Here is a 15,888-nt window from a genome sequence, read left to right as displayed (position 1 = left end):
TAATATCTGCTTTCATACATATACTAATCGCAAACCAAGCAAGCTATGGCGGTGCTGTGTCTGCGATCAGGCCATCTATACATGCGGTCACTATTTTTGTCAAAAAAGGCGGTGCCGGACATCGAACGAATGCCCAAACGGCAGCGGCATCAGCAGCTTGCCCGACTTATAGAAGAAAATCCTTTCATCACCGATCGGGAGCTTACTCGCCAGCTGAAAGTCAGCATTCAGACGATCCGTTTAGATCGTATGGAGCTTGGTATCCCTGAGCTGAGGGAACKATTGAAGCTGATGGCAGAACGCTCATACGATTCTGTCCGTTCGTTGCCGCTGCATGAGGTCATCGGCGACATCGTTGATTTGGAGCTCGATAAGAGCGGTATCTCGGTATTCGAGATTCGGGAAGAACATGTATTCTCCAGAACGGGCATCGCGCGCGGTCATCATGTGTTCGCACAGGCGAACTCGCTTGCGGTTGCCGTAATCAACGATGAGATTGCCCTTACTGTAACGGCGGACATTCGGTTCATACGTCCTGTTAAGCTCGGTGAGAAATGTATAGCCAAAGCTTATGTGAGATCTATCTCGGGCGAGCGGAACAAAGCGAAGGTGGAGCTGTTCACTTACGTGGCCGACGAGATGGTTTTCCAAGGGAACTTTGTTATATTCAGATCCGCGGGTGCTGCAAACAGTGAAGGAGGAGACGAACATGCGGATCGCTATTGATGCGATGGGGGGAGATCACGCCCCTGGCTTAATCGTGCAAGGCGTTTTGGAGGCTGCGGTAGAGTGGCCCGATACGGAGCTTCTGCTCGTTGGAGACACTGCCGTAATCGAGAAGCTGATTGGCGGCTCTAAGCCTGCTAATATTACAATATGTCATGCCGATGAAGTGATCGGCCCGGATGATGAGCCTGTTAAGGCGGTGCGCCGTAAGAAAGGCGCGTCGATGGTCGTAGCAGGCCAGCTCGTTCGCGAGAAACAAGCTGACGCTATGCTGTCGGCCGGCAATACCGGTGCCCTGATGGCGACGGGATTGCTCGTCGTTGGCCGAATGGACGGCATTGAGCGTCCGGCGCTCGCGCCTATGATGCYGACGATGGATAACCTGGGCGTGCTGGCGCTTGATCTGGGTGCGAATATGGATGCGAAACCGGAGCATTTGCTGCAATACGCAATAATGGGCAGCATCTATCGCTCGAAAGTGCATGGCGTGGAGAAGCCGAGAGTCGGCTTGCTGAATGTCGGCACGGAAGCGAAGAAAGGCAATGAAGTGTCGAAGGCTGCTTACGATTTGCTTCAGCAAGCTCCGATTCATTTCATTGGCAATGTCGAGGCAAGAGACGTGCTTACGCGCAACTGCGATGTCATCGTATGCGACGGCTTCGCGGGGAATATTATGTTAAAAGCGATGGAAGGCGCGGCTGGCGCGATTTTCACCGAGCTTAAGGGTGCATTCGGGCAGACGCTTCTGACAAAGCTTGCGGCAGCGATTATGATGCCGCGCTTGCGTCAATTGAAAAATAAGATGGATTATAAGGAGCACGGCGGAGCGCCGCTCCTCGGTTTGAACGGTCTCGTCGTGAAATGTCACGGCTCGTCCGATGTTRTCGCTGTGAAAAATGCAGTCCGGCAAGCACGCATAGCGATTCAAGGACAATTGATTGAATCGATCGCAGATGAAATCAACGGGAAATGAGTGTGTGTTATGAGTTTATATCCTGTAGGCATTATAGGAACGGGTAAATATGTTCCGGAACGAATTCTTACGAATCAAGAATTGGAACAAATGGTTGAAACGAACGACGAGTGGATTGTCACTCGCACGGGCATTAAGGAGCGCCGTCTCGCTTCCGCAGAGGAAGCGACGTCGGATCTAGCGCTGCACGCTTCAAGAAAAGCAATTGCTGCCGCAGGTCTTACGGCCGAAGACATTGATCTCATCATCGTCGCGACAATTACGCCGGATATGTTCTTCCCATCGACGGCTTGCTTGCTGCAAGATAAGCTTGGCGCGAAGAAGGCAGCCGCGTTCGACTTGTCGGCTGCGTGCTCAGGCTTTATTTATGGCCTGGCTACTGCTTCGAACATGATTGCTACTGGTATGTACAAGCATGTGCTTGTGGTCGGCGCAGAGACATTATCACGCATTACGGACTACACGGACCGCAATACTTGCATCCTGTTCGGCGACGGTGCTGGCGCAGTCGTCCTCGGGCAGGTGGAGGAAGGACGAGGCTTCCGCTCGTTCGAGCTTGGAGCGGACGGCAGCGGCGGCGACCTGCTTAAAGTATGCGGAGGCGGCTCGCGCGTTCCTGCTTCAGAGGAGAGCATCTCGGCTAAGCAGCATTTCATTCATATGGCAGGCAACGACGTGTTCAAGTTCGCGGTGCGCATCATGGGCAGCGCAGCGGAGGACGCTTTGCAGAAGGCCGGCATGACGAAGGAAGATATTGATCTTCTTGTGCCGCATCAAGCGAATATTCGCATCATTAACTCGGCGCTTAACCGCTTGGATCTGTCCGAAGAGAAAGCAATGATCAACTTGGACAAATACGGCAATATGTCGGCCGCTTCGATTCCGGTCGCGCTGGCAGAAGCCGTAGAGCAGGGTCGCGTGAAACAAGGCGATTGCCTTGTGCTTGTAGGCTTCGGCGGCGGCCTGACATGGGGCGCATCGGTACTCGTGTGGTAATATGCTTTCGAAGTTAGGTTTGCATACGCAAACCTTTTAGGAGGAATTTAGTTGAGCAAAACAGCATTCGTATTTCCTGGACAAGGCGCTCAAGCCGTTGGCATGGGCAAAGACGTGTACGACGCTTACGATCATTCGAAGGCGATTATCGAGCAAGCGGACGAAGCATTAGGCTTCAAGCTTAGCGAAATTATTTTTGAAGGACCTGAAGAGGCTTTGAAACAGACGGCTAACACGCAGCCGGCACTTCTCGCTGTCAGCATTGCTTTGCTTGAAGCGCTTGAAGGTCGCGGCTTTAAAGCCGATTATGTTGCCGGACATAGCCTTGGCGAATATAGCGCACTTGTCGCAGCTGGCGCATTGTCGTTCCAGGACGCGATTCGCACGGTTCGCGCACGCGGCTTGTTCATGGAGCAAGCGGTCCCGAACGGTCAAGGCGCAATGGCTGCCGTGCTGGGCGCTGAACGTGATGCTCTTGCCGCGCTCTGTGCGTCTGTGACGTCCGAAGGCATGGCTGTGGAGCTTGCCAATGTGAACTGTCCGGGCCAGATTGTCATATCCGGTACGGCAGCAGGCGTTCAGGCCATAGTGGAACGCGGCAAGGAAGCTGGCGCCAAACGCGTCATTCCTCTTGATGTCAGCGGTCCTTTCCACTCTTCATTGATGAGGCCTGCTGCAGAGAAGCTTGGCGAAACGCTGACAAGCGTAGAGCTGCGAGATGCTTCAATCCCAGTCGTTGCTAATGTAACGGCGCGTGAAGTGACAAGCGCAAGCGACATTCGCGGACTGTTGGTAGAGCAGGTCTACTCGCCAGTTCTATGGGAAGACAGCGTTCGTTACTTGATCGAGCAGGGCGTAGATACGTTCGTCGAGATCGGTTCTGGAACGGTGCTTGCCGGTCTGATCAAGAAGATTGACAAAAATGTACGCATCATTTCGGTGAATAGCATCTCTGCGCTTGATGCGCTGCAACTCAATTAACGCCAAACGGAGGGGATAGTTTATGTTTGCCAGTCTGGAAGGCAAGAAAGCGCTCGTAACGGGAGCATCCCGCGGAATCGGCAGAGCAATTGCCATTGCGCTTGCTGAAGCGGGAGCGGATGTTGCGATCAATTATTCCGGCAGCGAAGCGGCAGCGGCGGAGACGGCAGCGGCCGTTGAAGCGCTCGGCAGACGCGCTGTCATCGTGAAAGCGAACGTCGGCAAAGCCGATGAATTCGACGCGATGGTGAAGGAAGTTATTGAGCAATTGGGAGCTGTTGATATTTTGGTGAATAACGCTGGCATTACAAGAGATAATCTTATTATGCGAATGAAGGAAGAAGAGTTCGATCAAGTGATCGAAACGAACCTCAAAGGCGTGTTCAACGGTATCAAAGCTGTCACCCGTTCGATGATGAAACAGCGCTCCGGCCGAATTATTAACATTTCTTCGGTTGTTGGCGTGCTTGGAAATCCCGGGCAAGCAAACTATGTGGCTGCCAAAGCAGGCGTTATCGGTCTAACGAAGGCAAGCGCGCGCGAGCTCGCTTCAAGAGGCATCACGGTCAACTGTGTGGCGCCAGGCTTCATTCAGACCGAAATGACGGACAAGCTGCCTGAGGAAATGCGTCAGTCRCTTGCTGGACAAATCCCGCTTGCGCGTCTAGGCGACGCGTCAGATATTGCGAACGCGGTTCGCTTCCTGGCTTCGGACGCCGCTGCATATATGACAGGCCAGACCGTCCATGTTGACGGCGGCATGTACATGTAAAGCAGCCTTAATGCCGCAACCACGAAACGTTAGCCCTCGCCGCCAGAGACGGTGAAATCCGCTTCCGATTCAATTAAAACGGTTACGTATGGCATTTTATCTTTAATTCTCGTATAATACCATGGAGGAGGTGAACCGGATGTCCGAAGTAGTAGATCGTGTAAAACGTATCGTCATCGACCGCCTTGGCGTAGACGAAGCGGAAGTCACGCTGGAAGCTTCCTTTAAAGATGACCTCGGCGCTGACTCTCTTGATGTCGTTGAATTGGTCATGGAGCTGGAAGACGAGTTTGATATGGAGATCTCTGATGAAGATGCAGAGACAATCACAACGGTGGGAGAAGTTGTTAAATACATACAATCTCATACCTAAGAAGGACAAGTCCCGTTATAACAAACGGGACTTCTCTCCATCTTAACCGTTTTCAAACGACGCGTGATCACAAGGCCTGAGGGCTTATTCCTAACAATTATACTTAGCGTTATAGCTTTTATATAAATATAAAGATGACGCATGCTTGGTCATCCATATTGCTGTCCGTAGAGGTGAAGCGAATGAAACAACGAGTTGTAGTTACCGGTATGGGGGTTATGACCTCATTAGGTTCTGATTTGGAACAGTTTTGGGGCAATTTGCTTGAAGGAAAGTCGGGGGTTTCCGTTGTAGAAGCATTTGATTTCTCCGAATATCCGACGCGCATTGCCGCAGAGATCAAAAACTTTAATCCTGAAGATTACGGTTTAGATAAAAAAGAAGCGCGCAGAATGGACCGTTTCGTTCAGTTCGCGGCTGTAGCCAGCCAATTGGCGGTTAAAGACGCGGACTTGAAGATCGGAGAGGGCATCGACGCAGAACGCGTTGGCGTTATGATCGGCTCTGGTATCGGCGGTCTTGGCACGTGGGAAGATCAACACAATATTTTGCTTGAGAAAGGCCCTAAGCGTGTCAGCCCGTTCTTCATTCCGATGATGATCGCGAACATGGCCTCCGGCCAAGTATCGATGCTGACGGGTGCGAAAGGTCCGAACAGCACGGCGGTTACCGCTTGTGCGACGGGCACGCATTCGATCGGCGATTCTTACAAGCTCATTCAACGCGGCGATGCTGATGTCATGATCTGCGGCGGCGCGGAAGCAACGATCCGTCCGACTGGCATGGCGGGATTCTGCTCGATGCGCGCGATGTCGGTTCGCAACGAAGAGCCGGAGAAGGCAAGCCGTCCGTTCGACGTCGATCGCGATGGTTTCGTAATGGGCGAGGGAGCAGGCGTATTGGTCATTGAATCGCTTGCGCATGCGCAAGCACGCGGCGCTAAGATCTATGCGGAGATTATCGGCTATGGCATGAGCGGCGACGCTCACCATATGACAGAGCCGGATCCGGATGGCGCGGCACGCTGCATGACCAAAGCGCTTAAGGATGCGGGTATTGAGCCTTCGGAGATCGATTACATCAACGCGCATGGCACATCGACGCCGGTAGGCGACCGTTCGGAGACGAAGGCGATCAAGAAGGCGCTGGGCGATCATGCCTATAAAGTAGCCGTAAGCTCGACGAAGTCGATGACAGGTCATTTGCTCGGTGCTGCCGGCGGCGTAGAGGCTGTCATCCTTGGACTTACCCTCAAGAACGGTATTATTGCGCCAACGATCAACTTGGATAACCAAGATCCGGAGTGCGATCTGGATTATGTGCCTAATACGCCGCGCAAAGCGGATGTGAAGACGGCACTGTCGAATTCATTCGGATTCGGCGGCCATAACGCAACGATCGTGATGAAAGTTTATGAAGCGTGATTCCTTTATGGAGCTGCAGCAGAGGCTGCAGCTCCATTTTAAACGTCCGCGGCTGCTGAAACAGGCTTTTACCCATACGTCATATGTGAATGAGCACAAGGGTGCACAGACGAAGGACAACGAGCGGCTGGAGTTTCTCGGCGACGCGGTGCTGCAGCTGCTGGTGTCGGAGTACTTGTTCATGACCTATCCGCAGCGGCCGGAAGGCGAGCTGACGAGAATGCGCGCATCGGTTGTATGCGAGCCTTCCTTAGCACAGTTCGCTGAACGACTGGAGCTTGGAGCGCATGTGCTGCTCGGTCGCGGAGAGGAACAACTGGGCGGACGGCAGCGTCAAGCGCTGCTCGCCGATTTGTTCGAATCGTTCATTGGCGCGATTTTCCTCGATGCAGGAATTGAGCAGGTACGAAGCTTCCTGCAGCAGCATATGTTCCCGTTCATTGATTCGAATGACTATGGTCTGCTTGTGAAGGATGCCAAGTCCAAGCTGCAGGAACGCTCGCAGCATCATGGACTGGGTCCGGTCGAGTATCGGATCGTAGAGGAACGCGGCCCTGCTCACGATCGGGAGTTTGTCGTGGAGGTATACCTCGGTGTCGAGCGATTCGGCATCGGCTCGGGCAGGACGAAGAAGGAAGCGGAGCAACGTGCGGCTGCTGAGGCATGGCGCAACTTATCGCAAGAGCAGCAAGCATAGAACGATAATAGAACACCCCTCGGAGGCCGCGTCTTCCGAGGGGTGTTTCGTTTGCCTGTATTTCATACACTCTAATCGGTCCCAATCACCTGTTAAGTGATGCTTGAGTGGAAAACATGCAGTCAAAACCTACATTTTAACACACAGCAGCCTTTCACCGTCCATTTGACTGTGCAAAATCCAATCAAACTCTGATATAGTCTCATATCTAGTCTTTTGACTGCACAAAATCCACTCAAGAGGTAAGGACAGTATTCCGCTCAAAGGACTTAGCTGCATCTGTCATTTTGTCCGCCGATATGGTTAACGGATGGCACTCAGTTGTGGTACAATGTAGGGTGAGGTGAAAGCCAAACCATGTTTCTGAAGAGGATTGAATTATCAGGTTTTAAATCATTTGCCGATCGCACGGAAATGGAATTTGTTACCGGCATTACGGCTGTTGTTGGGCCGAACGGCTCGGGCAAGAGTAATATTTCCGACGGTATCAGATGGGTGCTGGGCGAGCAGAGCGCGAAGAGCTTGCGCGGCGGCAAGATGGAAGACATCATATTCGCCGGAAGCGACGCCCGCAAAGCGGTCAACTACGGTGAGGTATCGCTGACGCTGGATAACGCGGATGGCGCGCTGCCGCTCGAATATAATGAAGTAACGGTCACCCGCCGGGTTCATCGAAGCGGCGACAGTGAGTACTTAATTAATAAGCAGCCATGCAGGCTGAAGGATATTACCGAGCTGTTCATGGATACGGGCATCGGGAAGGAAGCGTATTCGATTATCGGACAAGGCCGAATCGAGGAGATATTGAGTACGCGTTCCGAGGATCGCCGAGGTATTTTCGAAGAGGCTTCGGGTATCGTCAAATATAAATCCCGCAAGCGCGAGGCACAGAAGAAGCTGGATGAGACGGAGCAGAACCTGMTTCGGATTCACGATCTGGTCACCGAGCTTGAGGATCAGGTTGAACCTCTCCGTAAGCAGTCGGAGAAGGCGATCCACTTCAAGGCGCTTAAAGAACAGTTGAAAAACAAAGAAATCTCCATGTACGTACATAATATCGAGCAGATTCACGGTTCGTGGACGGAAGCGAGCGGCAAGCTCGAGAAGCTGACGAATGAGCAGATGCAGTTGTCGACGATCGTAAGCTCGCATGACGCTCACCTGGAGAAGGATCGCCATATGCTTCGCGAACTGGAGACGACGCTGGATCAGCTGCATGAATTAATGCTGCAAATCAGCGAAGATTTCGAGAAGTGTGAAGGCTACGGCGAGGTGCTTAAGGAACGTCTTCGTAACTTGGAGCAGAATAAGCGGCAGCTGGAGGAGTCGATTGCTTCGCAAGATGCGCGTATCGGCGCCTTGACGAAGGAAGAAGCCGAATTCCGAAGCAAAGCTGCGGCATTGGAGCTGGAGCTTGCCGATCTGCGCGCCAAGATGAAGGAAGAAGAGTTCCGGCTGCTCGGCGTTGCCGGCGGAACGGCTCCCGATGCAGAGGAGACGCTTAAGAGCGAGCTGCTTGAGGTGCTTAGTTCGATGGCGCAGAGCCGCAACGAAATTCGTTATGCTGCGCAGCAGCAAGAGGCTTTGCAGCGCCGAATGGAGCGGATGAGCGAGGACGAGTCCAAATGGTCGGAGCAGCAGACCCGCGTAAGCGAGCGAAGAGAACAATTGCAGCAAGCGCTGCAAGCGACTCTGGAGCAGCTGGAGCAAGCGCGCAGTAAATCGATAGCGGAGTCGGAGCAGTCGAAGTCGAATACGCAGACAATCGATGAAGTGACGATGGCCATTCGCAAGTGGGATCAGAAGCTGGACAGCCATATTTCGCGTCGCGACACGATGAAAGAAATGCAGGATGCGCTTGATGGCTTCATGCACGGCGTTAAGGAAGTGCTGAAGGCTGCACGCCGCAGTTCAGGCGGCATATCCGGCGTTCATGGAGCGGTCGCTGAGCTCGTGCGCGTACCGGAGCGGATCGAGACAGCTGTCGAGACGGCGCTCGGAGGAGCGCTCCAGCATGTCGTTATGGAGGATGAGAAGTCGGCTCGCGCGGCAATCAGCTTCTTGAAGCAAAGACAGCTCGGCAGAGCGACATTCCTGCCTCTCGATGTCATTCGCGGGCGGCAAGTGCCTGAGCATGATAAGCGGATCGCATCCGAAGTCGAAGGATTCATTGGCGTCGCAGCCGATCTTGTAGGAAGCGACAAGAAGTACGAAGCGATCGTGAACAACTTGCTCGGCAACGTATTGCTCGCCGAGACGTTGGAGCAAGCGAATCGCATCGCGTCCAAGTGCCAATACCGCTACCGTGTCGTTACGCTGGACGGTGATATTGTGAACGCCGGCGGTTCGATGACAGGCGGCAGCTTGCAGAAGAAAGGCGCAAGCCTGCTTGGCAGACAGCGTCAGATCGAAGCGCTCGACCAAGAGATAGCTGATGCAAGAGTTACGGTTGAACAATTGCGGGACAAGCTAAGCGACCTGCGCAAGGAACAGTCTATTCGCTCGCATAACATGGAAGAGCTGCGTGCAAAGGCTGAGCAATGCCGAATTGAAGAGCAGCAAATTCGCGCCGAGCTCCAGCAATTAAATAATGAAGCGAAGAACTTGGACGAGCAGCAGCAATTGCATACGGCTGATCGCAGCACGAACAAGAATGAGCTGGAGACGCTGCAAGCGGCTGGGGCAGCTGCCGAGAAACGGTTAGAGCAGCTCGTAATAGATGAAGCAAGGCTGCAAGAAGCGATTCGTCTGGCAGAGGAGCGGCGCAAAGCAAGCGAGTTCGCGAAGGAGGAGCTGCAAGGGCAGCTTACCGATATTAAAATCGCCGCAGCGAAGACTGATCAAGAGAAGCAATCATTCGATGATCAAGCGACGCGGGTGCGCGCGGACATTCAGCGGGCGAAGCAAGAGCTTGCCAGCCTGCGCTCGTTGTCCGAGCAGCAGGATGAGGAGCTGGCTCGTCATGGCGAGGAGTCGGTTCGCCAGATCGAGCAGCTTAATGCGCTGCGCATTAAGAAGCAGCAATGCGCGGAGCAGACGGATCTGAAGCGTGCCGAGCGCTCGCAGCGCTTCCAGGAAATTGAGGAAGGCGAGAGCGAGACGAAGGAGCAGCGCGCTCAGCTTAGAGCAGTCGAAGAACAAATGCGGCAGACCGAAATCGCCGCTAATAGGCTCGACGTAGAGCTTGATAACCTGCTTCGCAAGCTAAGCGAAGAATACGAGCTTAGCTTTGAATTGGCGAAGGAGCAGTATCCGGTGCCGGAGGATGTGCTTGGCACGCAGACGGCAGTACGTGATCTGAAGCGTCAGATTACGGCACTCGGTGAAGTGAACCTTGGCGCGATCGATGAATACGAGCGCGTGAAGGAGCGCTTCGACTTCCTGTCGGAGCAGAAGGACGATCTTATTGAAGCGAAGACGACGCTGTATCAAGTTATTCGCGAGATGGACGACGAGATGTCGAAGCGGTTCAAGACGACATTCGAAGCGATTCGAGGCCACTTCGTCGTCGTATTCGCGAAGCTGTTCGGCGGGGGACGCGCCGATCTTGTACTAGTAGAGCCGGACCGTGTGCTCGATACGGGCATCGATATTGTAGCTCAGCCGCCAGGCAAGAAACTGCAAAACCTTCAACTGCTATCTGGCGGTGAGCGGGCGCTCACAGCGATAGCGCTGTTGTTCGCCATTTTGCAAGTGAAGCCCGTGCCTTTCTGCGTACTCGATGAAGTAGAAGCTGCGCTGGATGAGGCGAACGTAGCTCGTTTTGCCCAATACTTACGCGAATTCTCCGGTTTGACGCAATTCATCGTCGTAACGCACCGCAAAGGCACGATGGAAGAAGCTGACGTCCTGTACGGGGTAACGATGGAGGAAGGCGGCGTATCGAAGCTGGTGTCGGTGCGTCTGGAAGAAGAAGAACCGGTTTCGGCGTAGATACGTAGAAATAAAGAATGGCCCCTATGCTTAGGATGGAGGAAATAGAGAATGAGTTTTTTCAAGAAGCTGAAGGAAAGCATTGCATCGAAGACAGAAGCGGTTACGAATATATTTAAGGAAGGCCTCACCAAGACGCGTACCGCTTTCGTCGAGAAGGTCGAAGAGCTTATTCTGCGCCGCAAAAAAATCGACGAGGAGTTCTACGAGGAGCTTGAGGAGATTCTGATCGGCGCTGACGTAGGCGTTAATACGGTTATGCAGCTTATCGACGAGCTGCGCGCAGAGGTGAAGAAGCGCAAGATCGAGGATGCATCCGACCTGCAGCCAATTCTTTCAGAGAAGCTGATCGGTCTGATGAAGGGCGACGACCAATCAGCACTGCGGATGGCTTCCAGCGGCATTACCGTTATTCTGTTCGTAGGCGTGAACGGCGTCGGCAAAACGACGACGATCGGCAAGCTTGCGCATAAGTTCAAGAGCGAAGGCAAGAGCGTTCTGATGGCTGCCGGCGATACGTTCCGTGCCGGAGCGATCGAGCAGCTTGAAGTTTGGGGACAGCGCGTAGGCGTTGACGTCATTAAGCAGCAATCCGGTTCCGATCCCGCAGCCGTCATGTTCGATGCCGTTCAAGCGGCTAAGCAGCGCGGCGTCGACGTGTTGCTGTGCGATACAGCCGGACGTCTTCAGAACAAGACGAATCTGATGGAAGAGCTTAACAAAATATTCCGCGTTATCCAGCGCGAGCTGCCTGATGCGCCGCATGAAGTATTGCTCGTTCTCGACGCGACAACGGGACAGAACGCGCTTAGCCAAGCGAAGCTGTTCGGCGAGAAAAGCGGCGTAACCGGCCTCGTGCTGACGAAGCTTGACGGTACGGCAAAAGGCGGCATCGTCATCGCAATCCGCAACGAGCTGAATCTGCCGGTGAAGCTTGTTGGTCTCGGCGAGAAGATGGGCGACCTGCAGCAATTCGATTCCGAGCAGTTCGTGCATGCGCTGTTCGCCGGCTTAATTCAGCGCGAAGAAGAGGAAGCGCAGGCTGGTCAATAATTCATTTTGGTGACAAGTACAAAAGCTTGACAGCCGCCCATGGCGTCATGTATGATAAGAGTCGTTGCAATGCTGTAAAGGTGAATGCCTTGACGGCTTGCTGATAGCGTAATAGTGAAGTTAGGAATCGGGAGGCGAAGGGGATGAAAGCAAATGAACCAGACGCCTTATCGAAGACTACCAGAGTTAATTTGCTATTCGACTTTTATGAGCCGCTTCTAACCGAGAAGCAGCAGACGTTTCTCAAATATTATTTTCACGACGACTTCTCACTGGGCGAGATCGCTGCGGAATTCGGCATTAGCCGTCAAGCCGTATACGATAACGTGAAGCGAGCGGAGCAAGCGCTCGAAGGCTACGAAAGCAAGCTGAACCTGCTTGCAAAGCATGAAACGCTGCTGAAGCTAACCGAACAGCTGGAGAAGAGTGTAATGAGCTTAGTAATAGATGATACAGCAAGAGCCGCGCTAGTGAATGTGATTGATGCGTTCAGGGCGGCGGATAATCGACTAGAGAAGGAGGTGACGGTTCATGGCAGCATTTGAGAGCTTATCGAATAGGCTTCAGAATGTATTCAGCAAGCTGAGGGGTAAGGGGAAAGTAACCGAGGACGATCTGAACGAAGCGATGCGCGAAGTGCGGCTGGCGCTTTTGGAAGCGGACGTTAACTTCAAAGTCGTGAAGGACTTTATCGCCAAGGTGAAGGAAAAGGCTTTGGGCTTGGACGTATCCAAGAGCTTTACGCCCGGCATGGTCGTCATCGATATCGTAAATAAAGAGCTCACGGAATTAATGGGCGGTACGCAAAGCAAGCTTGCTAAAGCGAACAAGCCGCCGACTGTCATCATGATGGCCGGCTTGCAGGGCGCAGGTAAAACAACGACGTCCGGTAAGCTAGCGAAGCTGCTGCAGAAGGGCAATCACAAGCCGTTGCTCGTTGCGTGCGATATTTATCGCCCGGCGGCAATTAAGCAGCTTCAAGTGCTCGGCGAACAGATTAATGCGCCTGTATTCGCTCTTGGCGATCAGACATCGCCAGTTGAGATTGCTCGTCAAAGCTTGCAGTTCGCGAAGGAAAACAATAACGATTACGTCATTATCGATACAGCGGGCCGTCTGCATATTGACGAAGCGCTGATGGAAGAGCTTAAGAACATTCATCAGATCGTTAAGCCTGATGAGGTGCTGCTCGTAGTCGATGCAATGACGGGTCAAGACGCCGTTAACGTAGCCCAAAGCTTCCACGAGCAGCTCGAGCTTACAGGTGTTGTACTGACGAAGCTTGACGGCGATACTCGCGGCGGCGCGGCGCTATCGGTTAAGGCTGTAACAGGCTGTCCGATCAAGTTCGCCGCAATGGGCGAGAAGATCGATTCGCTTGAGCCGTTCCATCCGGAGCGGATGGCATCGCGTATTCTCGGCATGGGCGACATGCTGTCGTTGATCGAGAAGGCGCAAGCCGGAATCGACGCGGATCAAGCCAAAGAGATGGAACGCAAGATGCGCACGGCGGAATTCACGTTTGACGACTTCCTGGAACAGATGGCTCAGGTGCGCAAGCTTGGCCCGCTCGATCAGATTATGGATATGCTGCCCGGCATGAACAAGATGAAGGGCGTTAAGGATATGAAGATCGACGAGAAGCAGATCGGCCGCGTCGAAGCGATTGTCCGCTCGATGACGAAGGAAGAGAAGCAGAAGCCTGAGCTGCTCAACCATAGCCGTCGCAAGCGCGTCGCAACGGGCAGCGGTACAACGATCGTTGAAGTGAACCGTTTGATTAAGCAGTTCGATGATATGAAGAAAATGATGAAGCAGTTCTCGTCGATGATGGGACCGAAAGGGCCTAAAGGCGGCAAGAAAGGGCTCAAAGGCATGCTCGGCAAAAATATGAAGTTCCCGTTCTAATGCGGGTTGCATAGCAGATATACGAAACGTTTATTTTTCGAAGGAGGTGAATTCTAATGGCAGTACGTATTCGTTTGAAACGGATGGGCGCTCACAAAGCACCTTTCTACCGCGTTGTTGTATCGGACTCCCGTTCGCCGCGTGACGGACGTTTTATTGAAGAAATCGGTACTTACAATCCGGTTGCACAACCGGCTCAAGTTAAGATCGATGAAGAGAAAGCGTTGAAATGGCTGCAAACTGGTGCTCAGGCTTCTGACACTGTTCGCGACCTGCTTTCCAAAGCTGGTGTCATGAAAAAGTTCCACGAGCTTAAACTTCAAAAATAATAACGGTTGAACAGCGGAGGGCTTTGAGATGAAAGAATTAATTCTTGTCATAGCGAAGGCTTTGGTGGATCATCCGGAGGAAGTGCGTGTGAACGTGAAGGATGATGACCGCAATACGATTTACGAGCTTTCGGTTCACCCTGAGGATATCGGTAAAATTATCGGTAAACAAGGACGTATTGCGAAAGCGATGCGTACAGTTGTGACTTCAGCTTCCGTCAAATCGCAGAAGCGCGTCGTCGTCGATATCATGTCATAATACACGCATGCGAGGGTTAGGATGAACAGTCCTAACCCTTTTCCATTTTAGGGAGACATCATAGACGGCTTCCTTCCGCGGGCTCGACGTGGAACGAAGCCGTTTTTCATGTATAATACATATATACATATAGGCGAAAGGCTGGTCACAATGAGCGGAAAATATTTAACGGTAGGCAAAGTCGTTAACACGCATGGCATTAAAGGCGAGGTCAAGGTGCTGTCGCAGACGGACTTCGCGGACGAGCGGTTCGCACCTGGCAGCAAGCTGCTGCTTCAGGATGAAGAAAAAGGCACTTCCCTTGAAGTGAAGATCATAAGCTCAAGAGCGCACAAAAACGTATATATTTTAAAACTGGCCGGTTTCGACGATATTAATATTGTGGAGAAGTACAAAGGCTGGGCGCTCAAAATATCGGAGGACCAGCAAGGCAAGCTGGATGAAGGCGAATATTATTACCACGAAATTATCGGCTGCCTGGTGAAGACGGATGAAGGTCAGGAGCTCGGCACGATTACTGAAATACTTAGCCCTGGAGCGAACGATGTATGGGTCGTAGAACGCCCGAAGGGAGCAGGCAAGCCGATCCTTATTCCGGTTATTGATGACGTGCTGCTTCGAGTTGACGTTGCTGAGAAGATCGTTACGGTTAAGCTGATGGAAGGATTGATCTAAGGAATGAAGATTGATGTGCTGACGTTGTTCCCGGAAATGTTCGAAGGCGTGTTCGGTGCGAGCATACTGGGTAAAGCAAAGGATAAAGGCATTGTCTCTCTGCAGGCGATCAACTTCCGCGATTATTCGAACAATAAACACAATACCGTAGACGACTACCCATATGGCGGAGGCGGCGGTATGGTGCTGAAGGCAGAACCAGTCTTTGCGGCAGTAGAGGATCTGAAGCTTGCTCCTAATGTGAAGCCTCGCGTCATCTTGATGTGTCCGCAGGGAGAAACCTTCACGCAGAAGAAGGCTGAGGAGCTTGCAGCCGAAGAGCATATCGTGCTTATCTGCGGCCACTACGAGGGCTATGACGAGCGTATACGCGAATATCTGGTTACGGACGAGCTCTCGATCGGCGATTACGTGTTGACAGGCGGAGAGATCCCAGCGATGACCGTCATCGACAGCGTTGTTCGGCTGCTTCCAGGAGTGCTTGGCAATGAAACGTCCGCGGTAACGGATTCATACAGCACCGGTTTATTAGAGTATCCGCATTATACGAGGCCAGCTGAGTTCCGAGGTTGGGGAGTACCCGATATCCTGTTGTCCGGGCATCACGCCAACATAGTCGTGTGGAGACGTCAGCAGTCGCTGCTGCGTACGCTACGACGCCGTCCTGATCTGCTGGAGCACGCAGAGCTGTCGGACAAGGAGCGCAAGTTTCTTAAAGAGGCTGCCGCGCAAGAGGGAATCAAGTGGAAAGCATAAGAGGCAACAAAAACAACAAGCTGCGTTCGGTAG

Annotated in this window: 16 protein-coding genes; all 16 read left to right on the top strand. The window is 52.8% G+C overall.

Annotated features, from left to right (window positions below):
- Positions 1–129 precede the first annotated feature (129 nt).
- The 16 genes from fapR to trmD all read left to right on the top strand — a co-directional run bounded on the left by fapR (position 130) and on the right by trmD (position 15,855).
- Complete coding sequence (fapR, locus tag AB4Z33_RS24320) at positions 130–726, top strand: transcription factor FapR (protein WP_442052366.1); 597 nt, start codon at positions 130–132, stop codon at positions 724–726.
- A complete protein-coding gene (gene plsX, locus AB4Z33_RS24315; protein WP_442052364.1) occupies positions 710–1,699 on the top strand; it encodes a phosphate acyltransferase PlsX in 990 nt (329 codons plus the stop codon). Before fapR ends, plsX begins: the two co-directional genes overlap by 17 nt.
- Before the next feature lie 9 nt (positions 1,700–1,708).
- Positions 1,709–2,695 (top strand): beta-ketoacyl-ACP synthase III, encoded by a 987-nt coding sequence (locus AB4Z33_RS24310; RefSeq protein ID WP_442052363.1) that lies wholly within the window; start codon positions 1,709–1,711, stop codon positions 2,693–2,695.
- 51 nt (positions 2,696–2,746) lie between these two features.
- Positions 2,747–3,676: an ACP S-malonyltransferase gene (gene fabD / locus AB4Z33_RS24305; RefSeq protein ID WP_442052362.1), complete on the top strand. Its 930-nt coding sequence runs from the start codon at positions 2,747–2,749 to the stop codon at positions 3,674–3,676.
- 22 nt (positions 3,677–3,698) lie between these two features.
- Positions 3,699–4,448, top strand: coding sequence for a 3-oxoacyl-[acyl-carrier-protein] reductase (gene fabG / locus AB4Z33_RS24300; protein WP_442052361.1), 750 nt, complete (start codon positions 3,699–3,701; stop codon positions 4,446–4,448).
- 139 nt (positions 4,449–4,587) lie between these two features.
- Positions 4,588–4,821, top strand: coding sequence for an acyl carrier protein (locus tag AB4Z33_RS24295; protein WP_053375686.1), 234 nt, complete (start codon positions 4,588–4,590; stop codon positions 4,819–4,821).
- 182 nt (positions 4,822–5,003) lie between these two features.
- Entirely contained in the window at positions 5,004–6,245 is a 1,242-nt protein-coding gene (gene fabF, locus AB4Z33_RS24290; RefSeq protein WP_442052360.1) for a beta-ketoacyl-ACP synthase II, read from the top strand.
- Positions 6,235–6,942: a ribonuclease III gene (gene rnc, locus AB4Z33_RS24285; RefSeq protein ID WP_442052359.1), complete on the top strand. Its 708-nt coding sequence runs from the start codon at positions 6,235–6,237 to the stop codon at positions 6,940–6,942. The genes fabF and rnc overlap by 11 nt, the downstream gene beginning before the upstream one ends.
- A gap of 357 nt (positions 6,943–7,299) precedes the next feature.
- Positions 7,300–10,875, top strand: a complete 3,576-nt coding sequence (gene smc / locus AB4Z33_RS24280) for a chromosome segregation protein SMC (RefSeq protein WP_442052358.1) — start codon at positions 7,300–7,302, stop codon at positions 10,873–10,875.
- A 51-nt stretch (positions 10,876–10,926) separates the two neighbouring features.
- Complete coding sequence (gene ftsY / locus AB4Z33_RS24275; protein ID WP_442052357.1) at positions 10,927–11,928, top strand: signal recognition particle-docking protein FtsY; 1,002 nt, start codon at positions 10,927–10,929, stop codon at positions 11,926–11,928.
- A gap of 143 nt (positions 11,929–12,071) precedes the next feature.
- Positions 12,072–12,473, top strand: coding sequence for a putative DNA-binding protein (locus AB4Z33_RS24270; RefSeq protein ID WP_337098821.1), 402 nt, complete (start codon positions 12,072–12,074; stop codon positions 12,471–12,473).
- On the top strand, positions 12,460–13,836 hold the full coding sequence (gene ffh, locus AB4Z33_RS24265; RefSeq protein WP_337098822.1) for a signal recognition particle protein: 1,377 nt from the start codon (positions 12,460–12,462) through the stop codon (positions 13,834–13,836). Before AB4Z33_RS24270 ends, ffh begins: the two co-directional genes overlap by 14 nt.
- 56 nt (positions 13,837–13,892) lie before the next feature.
- The gene (gene rpsP, locus AB4Z33_RS24260; protein WP_337098823.1) at positions 13,893–14,165 is read left to right on the top strand and encodes a 30S ribosomal protein S16; all 273 of its coding nucleotides are present in this window, start codon (positions 13,893–13,895) and stop codon (positions 14,163–14,165) included.
- A gap of 28 nt (positions 14,166–14,193) precedes the next feature.
- A complete protein-coding gene (locus AB4Z33_RS24255) occupies positions 14,194–14,424 on the top strand; it encodes a KH domain-containing protein (RefSeq protein ID WP_307204001.1) in 231 nt (76 codons plus the stop codon).
- 150 nt (positions 14,425–14,574) lie between these two features.
- A complete protein-coding gene (gene rimM / locus AB4Z33_RS24250; protein ID WP_442052356.1) occupies positions 14,575–15,099 on the top strand; it encodes a ribosome maturation factor RimM in 525 nt (174 codons plus the stop codon).
- 3 nt (positions 15,100–15,102) lie between these two features.
- A complete protein-coding gene (gene trmD / locus AB4Z33_RS24245) occupies positions 15,103–15,855 on the top strand; it encodes a tRNA (guanosine(37)-N1)-methyltransferase TrmD (protein WP_442052355.1) in 753 nt (250 codons plus the stop codon).
- Positions 15,856–15,888: the final 33 nt, after the last annotated feature.

The sequence above is a fragment of the Paenibacillus sp. 2TAB19 genome (genome assembly GCF_052115185.1).
In the GTDB taxonomy this organism is placed as follows: domain Bacteria; phylum Bacillota; class Bacilli; order Paenibacillales; family Paenibacillaceae; genus Pristimantibacillus.
Note: the sequence above shows the minus strand (reverse complement) of the source record. Positions and strands in the feature narration are given on the sequence as shown.

What these genes read in the sequence shown, in the direction of transcription:
- AB4Z33_RS24310 (WP_442052363.1), top strand. Translation starts at nt 1,709, where the DNA reads ATGAGTTTATATCCTGTAGGCATTATAGGAACGGGTAAATATGTTCCG.
- AB4Z33_RS24295 (WP_053375686.1), top strand. Translation starts at nt 4,588, where the DNA reads ATGTCCGAAGTAGTAGATCGTGTAAAACGTATCGTCATCGACCGCCTT.
- fabF (WP_442052360.1), top strand. Translation starts at nt 5,004, where the DNA reads ATGAAACAACGAGTTGTAGTTACCGGTATGGGGGTTATGACCTCATTA.
- rnc (WP_442052359.1), top strand. Translation starts at nt 6,235, where the DNA reads ATGAAGCGTGATTCCTTTATGGAGCTGCAGCAGAGGCTGCAGCTCCAT.
- ftsY (WP_442052357.1), top strand. Translation starts at nt 10,927, where the DNA reads ATGAGTTTTTTCAAGAAGCTGAAGGAAAGCATTGCATCGAAGACAGAA.
- AB4Z33_RS24270 (WP_337098821.1), top strand. Translation starts at nt 12,072, where the DNA reads ATGAAAGCAAATGAACCAGACGCCTTATCGAAGACTACCAGAGTTAAT.
- ffh (WP_337098822.1), top strand. Translation starts at nt 12,460, where the DNA reads ATGGCAGCATTTGAGAGCTTATCGAATAGGCTTCAGAATGTATTCAGC.
- rpsP (WP_337098823.1), top strand. Translation starts at nt 13,893, where the DNA reads ATGGCAGTACGTATTCGTTTGAAACGGATGGGCGCTCACAAAGCACCT.
- AB4Z33_RS24255 (WP_307204001.1), top strand. Translation starts at nt 14,194, where the DNA reads ATGAAAGAATTAATTCTTGTCATAGCGAAGGCTTTGGTGGATCATCCG.
- rimM (WP_442052356.1), top strand. Translation starts at nt 14,575, where the DNA reads ATGAGCGGAAAATATTTAACGGTAGGCAAAGTCGTTAACACGCATGGC.
- trmD (WP_442052355.1), top strand. Translation starts at nt 15,103, where the DNA reads ATGAAGATTGATGTGCTGACGTTGTTCCCGGAAATGTTCGAAGGCGTG.